The organism is Paraburkholderia sp. JPY419 (assembly GCF_050435705.1).
Taxonomy (GTDB): Bacteria; Pseudomonadota; Gammaproteobacteria; order Burkholderiales; family Burkholderiaceae; genus Paraburkholderia; species Paraburkholderia youngii.
Map to the genome: position 1 here is coordinate 103,762 of NZ_JBNDKV010000004.1, position 18,655 is coordinate 122,416.

An 18,655-nucleotide genomic window follows, 5' to 3' on the forward strand; every position below is an offset into this window, starting at 1 on the left:
CGATCAGTAGGTCTGGTCGGCAATGACGCGCGCCACCGTCCGCAGCGATTGCTCGAGTGTCGTTAGGCCGACCGAGCCGAGCGCGAGCCGGATCGCGTGCGGCACATGCGCCGACGCGGCGAACGGGTGCGCTGTCGAAACGGCAATCTTCTCGCGCCTCAAAGCCATCGCGATTGCGTCCGCGCGCACTTCCTGAGCAAGCGGAAGCCACAGAAAGTACGACACCGGATGGCCGATCCGTTTCACCCCGGCTAGCAAACGCGCCGCGATCGCCTGGCGCATCGCGGCGTCGCGGCGTTTGTCGGCCGCGAGCATGTCGACCGTGCCGTCTTCGATCCAGCCGCATGCGATGGCGGTCAGGGTCGCCGGCGTGTTCCACGTGGTTGCCCGGATGGTTCGTTCGAGCTTCGGAATCGAGCTTGCCGGCGCATGCATGAAGCCGACGCGAAGCCCGGTCGCGACGCTCTTGGAAAGGCTGGAGACGTAGACGGTCAACTCCGGCGCGAGCGATGCCAGCGGCGGTGGCGCGTTTTCTACGAGGAATGCGTACGCGGCATCCTCGATGACCAGCAGTCCATGCCGCCGCGCAATTGCGACCAGTTCACGACGGCGCGTCGCGCTCATCACCCAGCCGAGCGGGTTGTGCAGCGTCGGCATCGTGTAGACGGCCCGTACCCGCCGCCTCTTGCAAAGTGCCGCCAAGGCATCGAGGTCCGGACCGTTTCCCGCGGCCGGGATCGCGACGAGCTCCAGCCGGTTGATCTCGGCGGCAAGCTTGAATCCCGGGTAGGTCAGCGCGTCCACGGCCACCACGTCGCCGGGTTCGAGCAACGCCAACGCGGTCGTCGACAGTCCGTGCTGCGCACCACTCACGAGCAGGATGGTATCGGGCGTCGCGCTCAGGCCCGCCTTGGCCAGATGACGCGCGACGCTCGCGCGTTCGTGCTCGCGGCCGCCGTGGGGCTGGTAGCGCAGCAGCGCCGCCAGATTGCCGGCGCCCGCAAGCTCGCGCAGCGCCGCCCTGAACGAAGCTACCTGATCGGCACTCGACGGGTAGTTGAAGCTCAGATCGACCGTGTCGGCGTCCCACGCGTGCAAGTCGATACCTTCGCCACGCGGCAGTGGCTCTTTCACGAACGTACCGCGCCGCGTTTCGCCGCTCACGAGGCCCATCGACTGAAGCTCGGCGTAGACGCGCGTGGCCGTCACCAGCGCGAGGGCTTCGCGCGCAGCGAGTTCGCGGTGCGTCGGCAGTCGCGTTCCGGGCGGCAAACGGCCCGCGCGGATATCGGCCGCGAAACGATCGACGAGATGTTTGTAGCGCAGCTCGGGCATGGCAATGTATCCATGACAATAATTTGATTGTATTGATATCCGGTCCTACGATGGAAGTACACCCCTACTCAGCGAGCAAGCCATGCATATCGCCATCCTGACCTTCGACGGCTTCAACGAACTCGACTCGCTGATTGCGCTGAATATTCTGAACCGGGTCAAAGCGCCCGGCTGGCGTGTCTCGATAGCGAGCCCCACATCGCATGTGCGATCGATGAACGGTGTCGTTCTTCAGGCGCAGGCGTCGCTGGAAGAGGCCAAAGACGCACAGGCGGTGCTGGTGGGCAGCGGCGTCCGAACGCGCGACGTGGTGGCGGATGCGGCGCTGATGTCACGGCTCGAGTTGGACCCGGGACGCCAACTGTTGGGCGCGCAATGCTCTGGCACGCTGATACTCGCGAAGCTCGGGCTGCTCGACGGCGTTCCGGCATGCACGGACTCGACCACGAAACCGCGGGTCGAGGAGGCCGGTGTCGCGGTGCTCGATCGTCCGTTCGTGGCGAACCGGAACGTCGCCACCGCGGGAGGATGCCTGTCGTCGCAATATCTCGCGGCATGGGTGATCGCGCGCCTCGTGAGCGTCGAGGCTGCTCGCAATGCGATTCACTATGTGGCGCCCGTGGGTGAGAAGGAGGTCTACGTCGAGCGCGCGATGACGAACATCGCGCCTTTTCTGTCCGATGCCGCTGACCGGCAGCGCCAAGCGTGAGATTCGCGACCCCAACGCTCGTCGACATCGAGTTTCACGAGGATGCAAACGTCAACGTGGTGAATGCCGTCGTATCCGGCAACGCCGACCTGGCGGTTTTCTATGCCACCGACGATGTCGACAGCGCGAAGCTCGACATCCTCGCGTATCGAAGCGACCGTCTGGTTGCCGTCGTGCCGCGCGGACACCCGCTTGGCGAGAGAGCGAGCGTGACGACGCGCGATCTGCTCGATGAAGACCTGGTCGGCATATCGCCAGCCACGTCGATGATGAAACAGTTGCGAAGTGCGGCGACGGCGCTCGGCGGCGAGTTGCGCATGAAATATTGTGTCAACACGATGGAAGCCGCGCGTGCCCTGATCAAGGCGGAACTCGGCGTGACCATTCAGCCGGAAAGCATGTTGTCCAGGGAGGATTTCGATAAAGTGGCCACGGTGCCGCTCGACGAGCCCTGGGCCGATCGGCAGATCTGTGTCGGCACCAAGCGCGGCGAAACATTGACGGCGGCCACCAGGGCGCTAGTCGCCCAGTTGACCGATCGCTAGCGCACAGGCGCCGCGTTGCATGATGAATCGATTCCCGCATCAAAACACAACCCACGGGCTCACGCACCATGGACCTGAACCTCATCGGCCTGTTCGTCGAGATCGTCGAATCTCGCAGTTTGAGCGGCGCCGCGCGCAAGCTCGGCATGACGCGCGCGAACATCAGCCAGCGGCTCAAGCTGCTGGAACGCGAGACGGGCGCGCAATTGCTGCGCCGCTCGACGCGCAGCTTCGAGCTCACGCAAGCCGGGCACATGCTGTACGACAGCGGCAAGCGCATGCTGGAAGACCTGCATGCGGCGCGCGCGTCGATCGACAGCCTCGGTCAAACCTTGAGCGGCCGCGTGCGCATCAGCGTGCCGACGGGCTTTGGCCGTATGTTCATCGGCTCGAAGCTGCTGGAGTTTGCGCGCGCGCACGAGAGCATCAAACTCGATGTCACGTTCAACAATCGTGTCGAAGACCTGATTGCCGCCGAAGTCGATGTCGCGTTGAGAATCACGCGCACGCCACCGCTCGATTGCGTGGCGCGCAATATCTGCCCGATCGACTGGCATCTGTACGCTTCGGCGGAGTATGTGCAGGCGCATGGTCCGATCGAATCTCCCGCTGATCTTCAACGGCAGACGTTCGTCGCGTCGCCGCATCCGGACCGGCGCGTGACGATGACGCTTACGCACCGGCAGAACGAAGCCGATTGGCACGACATCACGATCCAGCCCGCGCTGCAATCATCGGACTATCCGTTTCTCACCGAAGCGGTGGCGCAAGGCCTTGGTGTCGGGCTGCTGCCGGCGTACATCGAGTTCGCGCCCGCGAGCAGCGGCCTCCTGCGCATCCTGCCGCAATACCGCGTCGCGGGGCCGCAAAACACGCTCTATATCGTGACGCTGCCCAATCGCTATCCGTCGGCGGCAACACAGGCGCTGATCGACTATCTGCGCGCTGAAGTCGTGGCGCTCGCGAAAGCCTGGGATTGAAGCGGGCGCGCTGCGTCAAGTTTCAGTTAACAGTTCGTCAATTGCCAGTTGGATTGTCAATGCGGTAGCTGCCTTCCACAATCGCCCTACACCCATGACATGGAGACAAGGGCGATGCCAGAAGCTTCTACGGCTGCCGTAAGGCATGAACTGCGCGACGGCATTCTCGTCGTCAGCGTCGACAATCCGCCGGTCAACGCTCTCGGCGCGAATGTGCGGTCCGAACTGAGCACCGCCATCGAAGCCGCGCAATACAATCCCGATGTCAAAGCCATTCTGTTGATCGGCGCCGGCCGCAACTTCATCGGCGGCGCGGATATTCGCGAGTTCGGCAATCCGCCCGTGCCGCCGTCGCTCCCGGAAGTGTGCAACCGGATCGAAGCCAGCGCGAAGCTCGTCGTTGCCGCGATTCACGGTGCGGCGCTCGGCGGCGGACTGGAAGTCGCGCTGGCGGCGCATTATCGGATCGCCTTGTCCGACGCGAAGCTCGGCTTGCCTGAAGTAACGCTAGGCCTGTTGCCGGGCGCGGGAGGCACGCAACGCATGCCGCGTCTGCTCGGCGCCAGGGCCGCACTCGAATTGATGTTGAGCGGCCGTCACGTCGGCGCGAATGAAGCGCACGCGCTTGGTCTGATCGATCGTATCGGCGCAAGCGGCGACGTGTTGGCCGAAGGTCTCGCGTATGCTGGTTCATTGCTGACGGCACGTGCCCCGGTACGTCGCACCTGCGATGCACGAGGACTCGCGGATCGTGCGGCGAGCCGCGCGGCGATCGAAGCCGCACGCGTTGAAGTGTCGCAGCGGTCGCGGCAACTTTTCTCCCCACTGAAGATCGTCGATGCAGTGCAAGCCGCGCTCGAAATGTCCTTCGACGATGGCCTGCGCCACGAACGTCAACTGTTTCTGCAATGCCTCGACAGTCCGCAGCGCGCGGGCCTCGTCCATGCGTTCTTCGTCGAGCGCGCGGCACAGAAGGCGCCGGAAACGCGCAAGGCGAAGCCGCGCGCGATCTCGAGCGTCGGCGTGATCGGCGGCGGCACGATGGGCGCGGGCATCGCGGTGTCGCTGCTCGATGCGGGACTGTCCGTGACGATGATCGAACGTGACGATGCATCGCTGGCATATGGCCGCGCGAACGTCGAGAAGGTGTACAAAGCGCTGATCGCGAAAGGCCGCATGACACCTCAAGCCAAAGCGGCGCTTCTCGCGCGCTTCGATGGCAGCACTTCCTACGATGCCCTGGGCGCCGTCGATCTCGTCATCGAAGCGGTCTTCGAAGACATGGCCGTGAAAGAGGCCGTGTTCTCCGAACTCGATCGCGTATGCAAGCCGGGCGCCGTGCTCGCGACCAACACGTCGTATCTCGACATCGACGCGATCGCCGCGGGCATCTCGCGCCCCGCCGATGTGATCGGCCTTCACTTCTTCTCTCCGGCGAACCTGATGAAGTTGCTGGAAGTCGTGGTGCCCGCGCAGGTCAGCGCCGATGTGGTCGCCACGGCGTTCGAACTCGCGAAGAGGCTGCGCAAGGTGCCGGTGCGCGCAGGCGTATGCGATGGCTTCATCGGCAATCGCGTGCTGGCGATCTATCGCGCGGCCGCGGACCACATGATGGAAGACGGCGCGTCGCCGTATCAGATCGACCGCGCGGTGCGCGAATTCGGTTTTCCGATGGGACCGTTCCAGGTGTCGGATCTCGCGGGAGGCGACATCGGCTGGGCCACGCGCAAGCGCCGCGCCGCCACGCGCGATCCGAAGCTGCGCTACGTGCAGATCGCCGACCGCATCTGCGAGCGCGGCTGGTTCGGGCAGAAAGCCGGCCGCGGCTATTACCTGTATGCCGATGGCGCGCGCACCGGCCAACCCGATCCCGACGTCGAAGCGATCATCGACGCCGAACGCGAGCGCGCCAACATCACGCCGCGCACCTTCACCGATGACGAGATCATGCGTCGCTACATGGCGGCGATGATCAACGAAGGCGCGAACGTCGTGCATGAAGGCATCGCGTTGCGGCCGCTCGACGTGGACGTCACGTTTCTTCACGGCTACGGCTTTCCGCGTCATCGCGGCGGGCCGATGAAATATGCCGATAGCGTCGGCCTGTCCAATGTGCTTGCCGATATCCGCGAGTTCGCGAAAGAAGATCCGGTCTTCTGGCGGCCGTCGCCGCTCATCGTCGAGCTGGTCGAACGCGGCGCGACGCTCGCGAGCCTCAATCAATCCGCTTGAACCACGCTTGAACCAAGCTTGAACCCGACAGACAGGAGGTAGACCATGCGCGAAGCTGTGATCGTTTCCACTGCTCGCACGCCGCTCACCAAGGCACATCGCGGCGAATTCAACGTCACCCCCGGTCCGACGCTCGCGTCGTTCGCGGTGCGCGCCGCGGTCGACCGCTCGGGCGTCGATCCGGAGATCATCGAAGACGCGATTCTCGGCTGCGGTTACCCCGAAGGCACGACCGGCCGCAACGTGGCGCGCCAGTGCGTGATTCGCGCCGGCTTGCCGCTGTCGATCGCAGGCACGACCGTCAACCGCTTCTGCGCGTCCGGCCTGCAGGCGATCGCGATGGCGGCGGGGCGCATCGTCGTCGATGGCGCGCCCGCGATGATTGCCGGCGGCGTCGAAAGCATTTCCCACATCCAGACGCGTGAAGACGGCGTGAGCGGGCTCGATCCGTGGATCGTCGAGCACAAGCCGTCGCTCTACATGGCGATGATCGATACCGCCGACATCGTCGCGCGGCGCTACGGCATCAGCCGCGACGCGCAGGACCAGTTCTCGGTCGAAAGCCAGCGTCGCACAGCGGAAGCGCAACAGGCCGGCCGCTATGCCGACGAAATCATTGCCGTCACGACGACGATGTCCGTCACCGACAAGGAAACGCGCGCCGTCAGCTACCGTGAAGTGACGGTGTCCGCCGACAACTGCAATCGCCCCGGCACGACCTACGAAGCGCTCGCGAAGCTCGCGCCCGTCAAGGGTCCGGACCAGTTCATCACGGCGGGCAACGCATCGCAGAACGCCGATGGCGCGTCCGCCTGCGTGCTGATGGAAGCGAAGGCTGCCGAGCGCGCGAACCTGGCACCGCTCGGTGCGTTTCGCGGTCTTGCGCTCGCGGGCTGCGAGCCGGATGAAATGGGTATCGGGCCGGTTCTCGCGGTGCCGAAGCTGCTCGCGCGTCATGGCCTCACGGTCGACGACATCGGCCTGTGGGAGCTGAACGAAGCATTCGCGTCGCAGGCGGTGTACTGCCAGAAGCGGCTCGAGATCCCCTCTGAACGTCTGAACGTGAACGGCGGCGCGATATCGATCGGCCATCCGTTCGGGATGACGGGCTCGCGTCTCGTCGGGCACGTCCTCATCGAGGGACGGCGGCGCGGCGTGAAGTACGCCGTCGTCACGATGTGCATGGCCGGGGGCATGGGCGCCGCCGGGCTCTTCGAAATCTATTGAGAGTAGCGCAGTCATGGATCTGAATTTCACACCCGAAGAAGAGGCGTTTCGCGCGAGCGTCGTGCGCTTTCTCGACGAGAAGCTGCCCGCGCGGCTGTCCACCAAGGTTCGCAACGGGCTGCGCCTCACGCGCCGCGACATGGCTGAATGGCACGCGATCCTGAACGCTCAGGGCTGGCTGGCGAATCATTGGCCGAAGGAATACGGCGGCCCAGGCTGGAACACCGCGCAGAAGTTCATCTTCGAAAACGAATGCGCGCTCGCCGGTGCGCCGCGCATCGTGCCGTTCGGCGTGAACATGCTCGGGCCGGTGCTGATCAAATACGGCAGCGAGGCGCAGAAGCGCTACTGGCTGCCGCGCATTCTCGATGGCTCCGACTGGTGGTGCCAGGGTTATTCCGAGCCGGGCTCGGGTTCCGATCTCGCCTCGGTGAAGACGACGGCCGTGCGAGGCTTCGATGCTGAGGGCGCGCATTACATCGTCAATGGCCAGAAGACATGGACCTCGCTCGGGCAGCACGCGAACATGATCTTCTGCCTCGTGCGCACCGCCACCGACGTGCGCAAGCAGGAAGGCATCAGCTTTCTGCTCGTCGATATGAACGCCCCGGGCGTCGAAGTGCGGCCGATCATCACGCTCGACGGCGAGCATGAAATCAACGAAGTGTTCTTCACCGACGTACGTGTGCCGGTCGCCAATCTCGTCGGTGAGGAAAACAAGGGCTGGACCTACGCGAAGTATCTGCTGACCTACGAGCGCACCAACATCGCGGGGCTGGGATTTTCGATGGCAGCGCTAGCGCGCCTGCGCCACGTCGCGGCGAAGCTCACGAAAAACGGCCGCCCGCTCGCTGACGATCCGCTGTTCGCTGCGCGCATCGCGCGTGTCGAGATCGATCTGGACAACATGAAGACGACCAATCTGCGCGTGATCGCCGCGGTCGCGGGCGGCGGCGTGCCGGGCGCGGAAAGCTCGATGCTGAAGATTCGCGGCACCGAGATCCGGCAGGAGATTTCCTCGCTGATGCGCCGCGCGGTGGGCCCGTACGCGCAGCCGTTCATCGATGCGCTCGTCGACGGCTACGGCGAATCGCACGTCGGCCCGGAAGAAGCCGCGAGCGCCGCGACGCAGTACTTCAACAACCGCAAGCTGTCGATCTTCGGCGGCTCCAATGAAATCCAGAAGAACATCATCTCGAAGATGATCCTCGGACTGTGAGGCGAGAAGCGATGAATTTCCAGCACACCGAAGACCGCCGCATGCTGGCGGATACGCTAAACCGCTTCGTCGCCGAACGGTACGGCTTCCCGACGCGCGACACGCTCGCGCGCAGCGACACCGGTTTCAGCCTCGAAATGTGGCAACGCTTCGCCGAACTAGGCATCGTCGGCGCGCTATTCAACGAAGCCGATGGAGGTTTCGGCGGCGAAGGCTTCGATATCGCCGTCGTGTTCGAAAGCCTTGGGCGCGGTCTCGTCGTCGAACCTTTTCTCGGGGCGCTCGTGGTCGGACATGCGCTTATGCAAGCCGGCAAGAGTGCGCAGAAGGCGCTGGTCGCGAGCCTGGTCGAAGGAAGTGCAGTTGCGGCGCTCGCGCATGACGAACCGGCATCCCATTACGAGTTGGCGAATGTGACGACGCGCGCCGTGCGCAGCTCGAACGGCTGGGTGCTGACCGGTGCGAAGGCAGTCGTGCAGCAGGGCGAGCACGCCGACTACTTCCTCGTCTCGGCGCGCACGGGCGGCGCGCCCGACGCCGAAGCCGGCATTTCGCTTTTCCTTATCGAGCGTGACACGGCGGGCGTCGAGCTACGCGGCTATCCGAAGATCGACGGCGGACGCGCCGCTGAACTGCGCCTGAACGAAGTCTGCATTTCAGATCACGCGTTGCTCGGCGAACCCGACGCGGGCTTCGCGACGCTCGAACGCGCCATCGGCGCGGGGGTACTCGCGTTGTGCGCGGAAGCGCTCGGCGCGATGGATGTCGCGAAGGAGCACACGCTCGAATATTTGCGCACGCGCAAGCAGTTCGGCGTTGCGATTGGCAGCTTTCAGGCGCTGCAGCATCGCATGGCCGACATGCTGCTGGAAATCGAGCAGGCGCGCTCGGCGGTCATCAACGCGGCCGCCGCGTTCGGCACGCAACGTCTCGAGCGCGAGCGCGCACTGTCGGCAGCGAAACACACGATCGGGCGCATCGGCGCACGCGTGGCCGAAGAGTGCATCCAGATGCATGGCGGGATCGGCATGACATGGGAATTGCCGCTCGCGCACTACGCCAAGCGTCTCGTGATGATCGACCATCAGTTCGGTGACGAAGATCACCATCTCGAACGCTATATCGCCTTGAACAGGAGCTGACTTCATGAACGAATCGATTCTTTCGCGTCGCGAAGGCGCGGTGCTGGTGCTGTCGCTGAACAACCCGGCCGCGCGTAATGCGCTGACGACGGAAATGTACGAGGGGCTGCCGGTGGCGCTCGAACAGGCGCAGCGTGACGCCGATATCGGCGCGATCGTGCTGACCGGCGTCGGTAGCGCCTTCTGCGCAGGCGGCGATCTGAACCGGCTTGCGCAACGTCGTGCGATGACGCCGTCCGACAGGCGCGCGGGCATCGAAGTGCTGCACCACATGATTCGCGCGATCCGCGATTGCAGCAAGCCGGTGATCGCGGCGGTGGAGGGCGCGGCGGCGGGCGCGGGCCTGTCGATCGCGCTCGCGTGCGACCTGCTGGTCGCCGCACGCGATGCGTCGTTCTCGGTGGCGTACGTGAAAGTGGGCCTTTCGCCCGATGCGGGAGCGACCGCGTTTCTGTCCGGCTGCGTGTCGCGTCAGCTATTGACGGAAGTGTGCCTGACCGGAAAGCCCGTCAGCGGCGAACGCATGCATGCGCTCGGGGTCACGAATCGGCTTACCGAAAAGCAGGGCGCGCTCGCGGAGGCGATCGCTCTCGCGCAGACGCTCGCGGCCGGTCCCGAACGGGCGAGCGCGCGAATCAAGAGCCTGTGCCGTCGCGCAGGTGAGAACACGCTCGACGCACAACTCGATCTCGAAGCGCAATACATGACCGAATCGCTCGGTGACGATGAATCCGCCGAAGGCATCGCGGCGTTCTTCGGCAAGCGTCCCGCGGACTATGTCGGGTTGCGTCTCGGTACGGCCGTGCAGTCGAAATAGACGCAAAGACATCACTCTTCATAGCGGATATTCCATGCCAAACCAGATTTCATCACTGCCGCTCGCCGGCGTCCGAGTTCTCGATTTGTCCCGCGTGCTCGCGGGGCCGTGGTGCGCGATGGTGCTCGGCGATCTCGGCGCCGAAGTCATCAAGGTCGAGCATCCATTGCGAGGCGACGACACGCGCGACTGGGGCATGCGCGTCGGCACGACCGAGACGACCTATTTCAACAGCGTCAACCGCAACAAGCGCTCTGTGTGTCTCGATCTGCAAAGCGCCGAAGGGCAGCGCATCGCACGCGAGCTCGCGCAGCAATGCGACGTCGTGATCCAGAACTTCAAGTACGGCGGCGCGGAGAAGCTCGGTCTGGGCTACGCGCAGCTCGCGGAAGGCCGCGACGATCTCATCTATTGCTCGATCTCCGGCTATGACCGCCAGGGCCCCGAGGCGGCGCGCCCCGGATACGACATCGTGGTGCAGGGCGAGGCGGGCCTGATGGCGATGAACGGCAATGCCGATCAGCCGCCGCTGAAGTTCGGCGTCGCCGCCGTCGATCTGTTCACCGGCATGTACTCGGCGCAGGCGGTGCTCGCCGCGCTCTTCGAGCGCCAGCGGACCGGAAACGGACGCCACATCGAGATGGCGCTGTTCGATTGCGGTCTGACGATCACGTCGTACTGCGGCCTGGATTCGCTGATGCTCAAGGACGATCCGCCGCGCTACGGCAACGCGCATCCGTCGATCGTGCCGTATGGCGTGTTCGATGCCGCCGACGGTCCGCTCGTCATCGCGGTCGGCAACAACCGGCAGTACGAGCGTTTCTGTCACGAAGTGATCGGACGTCCCGATCTGATCGATGACGAGCGCTATCGCACGAACATCATGCGCGCGGTGAATCGCGAGACGCTGGTGCCCGAACTCACGCGCGCCATCGGCGTGCACAGGCGCGAGGTGCTGATCGAGCGTCTCGCGGGAGCGGGCATTCCGTGCGGCGAGGTGCTCGGCCTTCACGAAGCGCTCACGTCGAAACGCGCGGCGGACGCGGGGCTCGTGACGGCGTGCCCGCATCCCGAGGCCGGCAGCACGCATGTGCTCGCGCCGCCTTATCGCTTCGACGGTGCGCGGCTGCCCGTGCGACACGGGCCGCCGCAACTCGGCGAGGCTACGCACGACGTTTTGCAATCGCTGCTCGGTTTGTCCGCCGGGCAGATCTCGCAACTGAAAGCCGAGGAGGTCACCTCATGAGTCAGCCCGCTTTTTCCAACGCCGTCACCGAACTGTTCGGCACACGCTTGCCGATCGTCGCCGGTGGCCTGATGTGGCTCGCGGACGCGGACTTTGTCGCCGCCGCAGCGCGTGCCGGCATCATCGGCTTCATCACGGCGGCGAGTTTTCCGGAGCCGCAAGCGTTGCGCTCGGAAATCAGGCGCTGCCGCGACTTGTGCGAGGGCGGGCCGTTCGGCGTCAACGTGTCGATGCTGCCAAAGCTCGTTCCCGGCGAGAAGACGCGCGAAGTGTTCGAGTTGATCGTCGATGAAGGCGTGAAGTTCGTTGAAACCTCGGGGCGCAATCCCGAAGAATTCCTGCCGCTGCTGAAGGACGCTGGCGTAAAGGTGCTGCACAAGGTTCCGTCGGTACGTTTCGCGGTCAAGGCGGCGTCGGTCGGTGTCGATGCGGTCGCGATCGTCGGCGCCGAGTGTGGCGGGCATCCGGGGCTCGACATGGTCGGATCGTTCGTCAATGCGGCATGGGCCGAGAGTCACCTGGAGATTCCCTATCTGATCGGCGGCGGCATCGGGCGCGGCTCGCAGCTTGCCGCCGCGCTCGCGATGGGCGCTTCCGGCGTGGTCGTCGGCACGCGTTTCGTCGTGGCCGAGGAGATCTGGGCACACGACGACTACAAGCGGCGCCTCGTCGAAGCGGGGCCGACCGACACCGACCTGTGCATGACATCCCTGCGCAACACTGTACGCACGCTGCGCAACGAGACCACGGCTGCCGTGAAGGAAATCGAGGCGCGCAACGCGAACGTGACCATTCAGGACCTCATGCCAATGGTGTCGGGCAAGATCGGTCGCGATGCTTACGTCACCGGTGACTGGAAAAAGGGGCTGCTGTCCGCGGGACAGTCGCTAGCTTTCGTCGATCGCATCGAACCGCTTGCCGAGATCGTGCAGCGTTTCGAGCGCGACATGCGGCAGGCGATGGGGCGTGTGGCGCTCAGCTGAACAATGCAAGGAGTGTGGAGTGAAGATACTTGTGCCGGTAAAGAGAGTCATCGACTTCAACGTGAAGGTCCGGGTGAAGTCGGACAACACGGGCGTCGATACCGCGAACGTGAAGATGTCGATGAACCCCTTCGATGAGATCGCCGTTGAAGAGGCGGTGCGATTGAAGGAAGCGGGTGTGGCGACCGAAGTCATCGCTTTGTCGTGCGGCCCAACGCCGTGCCAGGAGACGTTGCGCACGGCGCTAGCCATGGGCGCGGATCGAGCGGTGCTGGTGGAGACACCGGACGAACTGCAACCTCTGGCGGTGGCCAAACTTCTCAAGGCGATCGTGGACCAGGAGAAGCCCGGGCTCGTCATTCTCGGCAAGCAGGCCATCGACGATGACGCCAATCAAACAGGCCAGACGCTTGCTGCACTGGCAGGTCTGCCGCAGGCGACGTTCGCGTCGAAAGTCGTGATAGCCGACGGCAAGGCGACAGTCTCGCGTGAAGTCGACGGCGGTGCCGAGACGCTTGCGTTGCAACTGCCTGCAGTGATCACGACCGATCTGCGTCTGAACGAGCCGCGCTACGTGTCGCTGCCCAACATCATGAAGGCGAAGAAGAAGCCGCTCGCCACGCTGACGCCGTCCGAGCTGGGTGTCGACGTCGCGCCACGTCTGAAGACCTTGAAAGTCTCCGAGCCGCCGAAGCGCTCAGCCGGTATCACGGTGCCGGACGTGAAGACGCTGGTCGGCAAGCTCAGAAGCGAAGCCAAAGTACTGTAAAGGGAGACGCGAAAAATGACGATTCTGGTGATTGCAGAGCACGACGCCCCGAAGGAAGCCCCCTTGGGGGGCAACGCGTCGCTCAAGTCAGCCACGCTGAACACGGTTGCCGCTGCCACGAAGATCGGCGGCGACATCCATGTGCTGGTCGCGGGTTCGCACGTGCAGGGCGCGGCGGACGCAGCGGCGAAGATCGCGGGCGTGTCGAAGGTATTGGTGGCAGATGCGCCTCAGCTCGCCGATGGCCTCGCGGAAAACGTCGAAGCAACGGTGCTGACGCTTGTGCAAGATGCGGCGAAGCACTACACGCACATACTCGCGCCGGCCACTGCCTACGGCAAGAATGTCGCGCCGCGTATCGCCGCGAGGCTCGACGTCGCACAGATCAGCGATATCACCGCCGTCGCCAGCGCCGATACGTTCGAGCGCCCGATCTACGCGGGCAACGCCATCGCGACGGTTCAATCTCAAGATCCGATCAAGGTCATCACTGTGCGCGCGACGGGCTTCGACGCAGTGGCAGCCGAGGGCGGTAGCGCAACGGTCGAGATGATCGAAGCAGCAGCCGATGCAGGCATCTCGCAGTTCGTGAGCCGCGAAGTGACGAAACTGGATCGCCCGGAGCTGACGAGCGCGAACATCATCGTGTCGGGCGGCCGGGGGCTCGGCAACGGCCAGAACTACACGCGGACGCTCGAGCCGCTTGCCGACAAGCTCGGCGCGGCGCTGGGCGCATCGCGCGCGGCCGTCGATGCCGGTTACGTGCCGAATGACTATCAGGTCGGGCAGACGGGCAAGATCGTCGCGCCGCAACTGTATGTCGCGGTCGGCATTTCTGGCGCGATCCAGCACCTGGCGGGCATGAAGGACTCGAAAGTCATCGTCGCGATCAACAAGGACCCGGAGGCGCCGATCTTCAGCGTCGCCGATTACGGCCTCGTCGGCGATCTGTTCGCAGTCGTTCCGGAGTTGACGAAAGAGCTGGGCTGAGCAGCCAACGTCAAACGACGTCATTCAAAGACATGAAGGAGACAGTCCCATGCAGCAAGTTCACATCGATCGAACGACGGCGAACCCCGCGTATCGTCGGCTCGTCGCGCAGCGGCGGCGCTTCAGCTTCACGCTGACGGCGTTGATGATCGTCACGTACTACGGCTTCATCCTGTTCGTCGCGCTCGCGCCCCATCTGCTCGCGCGTCCGCTCTATGCGGGCGCCACGACGAGCGTTGGGATCGTCGCGGGCGTCGGCATCATCGTGATTGCGGTCGCGATGACCGGCTGCTACGTGCTGCGCGCAAACCGCAGGTTCGATCCGTCCGTGAACGCGCTGCTCGCCGACTTCCGGCAAGGAGACTGAGCGATGAAAACCGTTCGCGTCATCCTCGCCGGGAGCCTTGCATCGCTGTCCGCGCTCGCTCGCGCGTCTTCCATCGAAGTTTCGGCGCGGGACCATGTCGACCTGAACCCCGTCGCGATCGCCACCTTTCTGCTGTTCGTGCTCGTCACGCTCGGCATCACGCGCTGGGCAGCGCGCAGAACGCGCACCACGAAGGACTTCTACAGCGCTGGCGGCGGCCTCAGCGGCTTCCAGAACGGACTTGCGATTGCGGGCGACTACATGTCCGCGGCCTCGTTCCTCGGTCTCTCCGGCATGGTCTTCATGTTCGGCTTCGACGGCCTGATCTATTCGATTGGCTTTCTCGTCGGCTGGCCATTCGTCATGTTCCTGCTCGCCGAGCCCTTGCGAAACCTCGGTAAGTTCACGTTCGTCGACGTGGTCGCCTATCGTTTCGAGCAAGCGCCGATTCGTCTGCTGACCGCCACCACATCGCTCGTCGTCGTGATCTTCTATCTCGTCGTGCAGATGGTCGGCGCGGGAAAGCTCATCCAGTTGCTGTTCGGCTTGCCGTACTGGATGGCCGAAGTGATCGTCGGCGCGCTGATGGTCATTTACGTGTTCTTCGGGGGCATGACGGCGACGACGTGGGTGCAGATCATCAAGGCCGTGCTGCTGTTGTGCGGCGCGACGTTCATGGCGATCTCCGCGCTCGCGCAATTCGGCTTCAGTCCCGATCAGATGTTCCGGCGCGCCGTCGACGTTCATCCCGCGGCGCTCAGCATCATGGCGCCCGGCAAACTGCTGAAGGACCCGTTCAATGCGCTTTCCCTCGGCATCGCGCTGATGTTCGGCACGGCCGGTTTCCCGCATATCCTGATGCGCTTTTTCACCGTTCCCGACGCGAAAGAGGCGCGCAAGTCCGTATTCGTCGCGACCGGGTTCATCGGGTACTTCTATCTGCTGACATTCGTGATCGGCTTCTCGGCGATTGCCTTGCTCGCCCAACATCCGGAGTTCTTCAAGACCGCTGTCGATGGCCATTTCGATCTCACGCGCGATCTGCTCGGCGGCTCGAACATGGTCGCGGTGAATCTGGCCCGTGCATTGGGCGGCAATCTGTTCTACGGCTTCATTGCCGCCGTGACGTTCGCGACGATTCTCGCGGTCGTCGCCGGGCTCACGCTTTCAGGTGCGACTACGGTTTCGCACGATCTCTACGCGTGCTGGCTCGCGCGCGGCAACGGCGATGAAGCGCGCGAAATGCGCATATCCCGAGCAGCGACGTTGATGCTGAGCGTCGTCGCGATCTTCTTCGGCGTTCTGTTCGAGCATGTGAACGTGGCGTTTCTCGTCGGCCTGGTTGCGGCGGTCGCGGCCAGCGCGAATTTTCCGGTGCTGGTCTCGTCGATTTTCTGGCGCGGCATGACGACTCGCGGCGCTGTCGTGGGGGGCGGCCTCGGACTTGTGTCGGCGGTATTGCTGACGCTGTTCTCCAAGTCGGTATGGGTCGACGTGCTGCATCAGGCGCATGCGCTCGTATCGCTCGACAACCCTGCGTTGATTTCGGTGCCGCTGGCTTTCGCGGGCATCTGGACCTTCTCGATGCTGGATCGCGGCGTCGGCGCCCAGCGGGAGCGCGAAGCCTTTGCCATGCAGGAGTTTTATGGCCAAACGGGTCTCTTACCCATCAAGCCGGTCGATCATTGATTGCGAATCGGTGCTCGTGAATCGACAGAACACGACGACGTTCTCATCGGCGGCGGAGCCGGCGGCCTCGCCCCGAAATGCAACTACAGACACTCCACTTGCCTCCGAAGGAGGCATGCCCGTGCAGCACTTCATTCAAAGGAATTGCGATGAATACCCGCGAAGTTGTCATTGCCCACGCCGTTCGTACGCCGATTGGCGCATTCGGCGGATCGTTGAAGGACGTCCCCGCGACCGCGCTCGGCGCGCTGGCCGTGAGGGAAACGTTGCGGCGCGCCGCGCTCGATCCGAAAGCGCTGTCGTCCGTCGTGATGGGCAATGTCGTCCAGGCCGGCAACAGGATGAATCCGGCGCGGCAGGCCGCCATCGGCGGGGGCGTGCCCGTATCGGTGCCGGCGCTTACCATCAACCGCGTCTGCGGCTCGGGCGCGCAGGCGATCGTCTCGGCGGCTCAGGAAATCGCGCTTGGCTACGGTGACGTGGCGGTCGCAGGCGGCATGGAAAGCATGGAGCGCGCGCCCTATCTACTGGACACCGCCCGGTGGGGCACTCGCATGGGTAATGCTCAGGTGCACGACAGCATGCTGCGCGACGGTCTCGTGGATGCGTTCTCGGGTGAGCACTCGGGCTGGCACACGGAAGATCTCGTGACGAAGACCGACCTGACGCGGCGCGCCCAGGATGAGTGGGCGGCGCGTTCACAGCAGCGTTTCGCGGCTGCTCAGGAACGCGGCGCATTCGATGCCGAACTCGTCGTCGTGGAAATAGAAGGGCGCAAGGGCAGCGTTCAGTTCACGCGCGACGAGCAGCCGCGTCCGGAGACGACCGTGGAAACGCTGGCGAAGCTGAGTCCCGCGTTCCGTCCCGACGGCACGATTACCGCGGGCAATGCTCCCGGCCTGAACAGCGGTGCGGCGGCGATGATCGTGGCCGAGCGTGGTTATGCCGACGTGACGGGCATCGAAGCGAGTGCGCGTCTCGCCGCTTTTGGTATTGCCGCAGTCGAGCCCGGTATGTTCGGCCTCGGTCCCGTGCCGGCGGTGCATATCGCATTGGAACGAGCGGGCTGGAAGCTCAGCGACGTCGAACGCGTCGAGATCAACGAGGCATTCGCTGCTGTGCCGCTCGCGGTTGCCAAGCAGCTTGGACTCCCGCAGGACATCGTCAATGTCGAAGGCGGCGCGATTGCGCACGGTCATCCGATCGGCGCAACCGGCGCGGTCCTGACTACGCGTCTCGTCCATTCGATGCGCCGCGATGGCTTGAAGCGCGGCATCGTCACGCTGTGCATCGGTGGCGGTCAGGGTATCGCGCTCGCGCTGGAGATGCTGTAACTGCGGGCTGAGGTTGCGCGGAAGCGGCGAGTCACATATCTCGTGCGACACGGGCAATCCACGTTGCCGCTACGCGCGCCTGAGCAATCCGGCGATCTGCTGGGGCGACCACGACGGTTGCAGGTTGTCTGCCGCGATGCGTGCCAACATCCGGTGTTCGACCTGCTACAGACTTTGAAGCCACGAACCGCTTCGGTCCCGGGAAATAGGCGTCGGAGTCGCCGTCGGCTGCAAGCCGGGGTCGCAATCATTCGACGGTTAGGCCGGCCTACCGCGTCGGGGACGAGCGCGTGCCGTGCTTCGAAATCTCCATGCACGACTTCAGATCGAAACCTCCAAAAACGCGCGTGCCATGCTCGACCAGGCCGGCACGCGCACGCACTAGCGCATTGATGTCCGCCGAGTACCTGGCCATGAAGGCTGGCGTGGGACAATCGGCGTCGTCTACCACTCGTCTGGAGAGCGAACGCCATGGATTCGTCATACATTAATCTGACAGCCCCCGTCGTCGCCAGCCAGTCAACACTGTGGTTCTCTGCATACGGCTTCGGCTGGGGATACCGCGCCTTCGAACTCAGGCCAGAGGTTGTTTGCGAATACCTCGGAGCGGCTGACGACAGCCAGAAGCAGTTGCTGCTCGCGTTTCAGTTGGCAAGGCCAAGGCTTGCGGGAGTGGCGGCACGCAAAATGCCTCCATCTAACGGAGAGCGTACCGAGATTACTGGCCAGGATCTTTGAAGTGCGCCGCAGCAGTGCACATATCCGGCGGGTTGGTCTAAGCGACGGCCGTTCGCCCTTTTAGCTGACCGGACACACAGAAGTCGCATGCGCTCACGTCAACGCCGTTGACCGACGCCGTCGCGAGGGCGCTCCGATCGCGCACCCCCCAGCCTTGCGATTCGCTTGAGCGCATGCAGGCCTCTGACGAACACTCGCGATTCAGCCGTCACGTTCGCGTTTGTGGGCGTACCATCACTGCAGAACGCATGAAGGTTGCACACGCGGGGCCGACCGGTTCGACGAAACCGGGCGGCGCGCGGCAGATCTGCCGCTTCTCAGCGGCGAGGAGCG

General features: G+C 64.3%; 17 protein-coding genes. 16 read left to right on the top strand and 1 reads right to left on the bottom strand.

What is annotated here, in order from left to right; genetic code table 11:
* Positions 1-3 precede the first annotated feature (3 nt).
* Complete coding sequence (locus tag QFZ91_RS28970; protein WP_429569235.1) at positions 4-1,335, bottom strand: PLP-dependent aminotransferase family protein; 1,332 nt, start codon at positions 1,333-1,335, stop codon at positions 4-6.
* A gap of 82 nt (positions 1,336-1,417) precedes the next feature.
* Between QFZ91_RS28970 and QFZ91_RS28975 the strand changes: the two genes are divergently transcribed.
* The 16 genes from QFZ91_RS28975 to QFZ91_RS29050 all read left to right on the top strand — a co-directional run bounded on the left by QFZ91_RS28975 (position 1,418) and on the right by QFZ91_RS29050 (position 18,322).
* Positions 1,418-2,044, top strand: a complete 627-nt coding sequence (locus QFZ91_RS28975) for a DJ-1/PfpI family protein (protein WP_429569236.1) — start codon at positions 1,418-1,420, stop codon at positions 2,042-2,044.
* Complete coding sequence (locus QFZ91_RS28980) at positions 2,041-2,589, top strand: LysR substrate-binding domain-containing protein (protein WP_429569237.1); 549 nt, start codon at positions 2,041-2,043, stop codon at positions 2,587-2,589. The genes QFZ91_RS28975 and QFZ91_RS28980 overlap by 4 nt, the downstream gene beginning before the upstream one ends.
* Positions 2,590-2,657: 68 nt before the next feature.
* Positions 2,658-3,569 carry a LysR family transcriptional regulator gene (locus QFZ91_RS28985; RefSeq protein WP_429569238.1) on the top strand — a complete coding sequence of 304 codons (912 nt, stop codon included), beginning with the start codon at positions 2,658-2,660 and terminating at the stop codon, positions 3,567-3,569.
* Positions 3,570-3,683: 114 nt separating this feature from the next.
* A complete protein-coding gene (locus QFZ91_RS28990; protein WP_429569239.1) occupies positions 3,684-5,801 on the top strand; it encodes a 3-hydroxyacyl-CoA dehydrogenase NAD-binding domain-containing protein in 2,118 nt (705 codons plus the stop codon).
* A gap of 45 nt (positions 5,802-5,846) precedes the next feature.
* A complete protein-coding gene (locus QFZ91_RS28995; RefSeq protein ID WP_429569240.1) occupies positions 5,847-7,028 on the top strand; it encodes an acetyl-CoA C-acyltransferase in 1,182 nt (393 codons plus the stop codon).
* Positions 7,029-7,041: 13 nt separating this feature from the next.
* Positions 7,042-8,247 carry an acyl-CoA dehydrogenase family protein gene (locus QFZ91_RS29000; protein ID WP_429569241.1) on the top strand — a complete coding sequence of 402 codons (1,206 nt, stop codon included), beginning with the start codon at positions 7,042-7,044 and terminating at the stop codon, positions 8,245-8,247.
* Between the two features lie 11 nt (positions 8,248-8,258).
* A complete protein-coding gene (locus QFZ91_RS29005) occupies positions 8,259-9,389 on the top strand; it encodes an acyl-CoA dehydrogenase family protein (RefSeq protein ID WP_429569242.1) in 1,131 nt (376 codons plus the stop codon).
* 4 nt (positions 9,390-9,393) lie between these two features.
* Positions 9,394-10,206: an oxepin-CoA hydrolase, alternative type gene (locus tag QFZ91_RS29010; RefSeq protein ID WP_429569243.1), complete on the top strand. Its 813-nt coding sequence runs from the start codon at positions 9,394-9,396 to the stop codon at positions 10,204-10,206.
* A 34-nt stretch (positions 10,207-10,240) separates the two neighbouring features.
* Positions 10,241-11,452 carry a CaiB/BaiF CoA transferase family protein gene (locus QFZ91_RS29015; protein ID WP_429569244.1) on the top strand — a complete coding sequence of 404 codons (1,212 nt, stop codon included), beginning with the start codon at positions 10,241-10,243 and terminating at the stop codon, positions 11,450-11,452.
* Complete coding sequence (locus tag QFZ91_RS29020; protein WP_429569245.1) at positions 11,449-12,435, top strand: NAD(P)H-dependent flavin oxidoreductase; 987 nt, start codon at positions 11,449-11,451, stop codon at positions 12,433-12,435. The genes QFZ91_RS29015 and QFZ91_RS29020 overlap by 4 nt, the downstream gene beginning before the upstream one ends.
* A 19-nt stretch (positions 12,436-12,454) precedes the next feature.
* The gene (locus tag QFZ91_RS29025; RefSeq protein ID WP_429569246.1) at positions 12,455-13,204 is read left to right on the top strand and encodes an electron transfer flavoprotein subunit beta/FixA family protein; all 750 of its coding nucleotides are present in this window, start codon (positions 12,455-12,457) and stop codon (positions 13,202-13,204) included.
* A gap of 15 nt (positions 13,205-13,219) precedes the next feature.
* On the top strand, positions 13,220-14,194 hold the full coding sequence (locus QFZ91_RS29030; protein ID WP_429569247.1) for an electron transfer flavoprotein subunit alpha/FixB family protein: 975 nt from the start codon (positions 13,220-13,222) through the stop codon (positions 14,192-14,194).
* A gap of 49 nt (positions 14,195-14,243) precedes the next feature.
* Positions 14,244-14,561, top strand: coding sequence for a DUF485 domain-containing protein (locus QFZ91_RS29035; RefSeq protein ID WP_429569248.1), 318 nt, complete (start codon positions 14,244-14,246; stop codon positions 14,559-14,561).
* A 3-nt stretch (positions 14,562-14,564) separates the two neighbouring features.
* On the top strand, positions 14,565-16,250 hold the full coding sequence (locus QFZ91_RS29040; protein WP_429569249.1) for a cation acetate symporter: 1,686 nt from the start codon (positions 14,565-14,567) through the stop codon (positions 16,248-16,250).
* 149 nt (positions 16,251-16,399) lie between these two features.
* Positions 16,400-17,584: a thiolase family protein gene (locus tag QFZ91_RS29045; RefSeq protein WP_429569250.1), complete on the top strand. Its 1,185-nt coding sequence runs from the start codon at positions 16,400-16,402 to the stop codon at positions 17,582-17,584.
* A gap of 471 nt (positions 17,585-18,055) precedes the next feature.
* Positions 18,056-18,322, top strand: coding sequence for a hypothetical protein (locus QFZ91_RS29050; RefSeq protein ID WP_429569251.1), 267 nt, complete (start codon positions 18,056-18,058; stop codon positions 18,320-18,322).
* Positions 18,323-18,655: the final 333 nt, after the last annotated feature.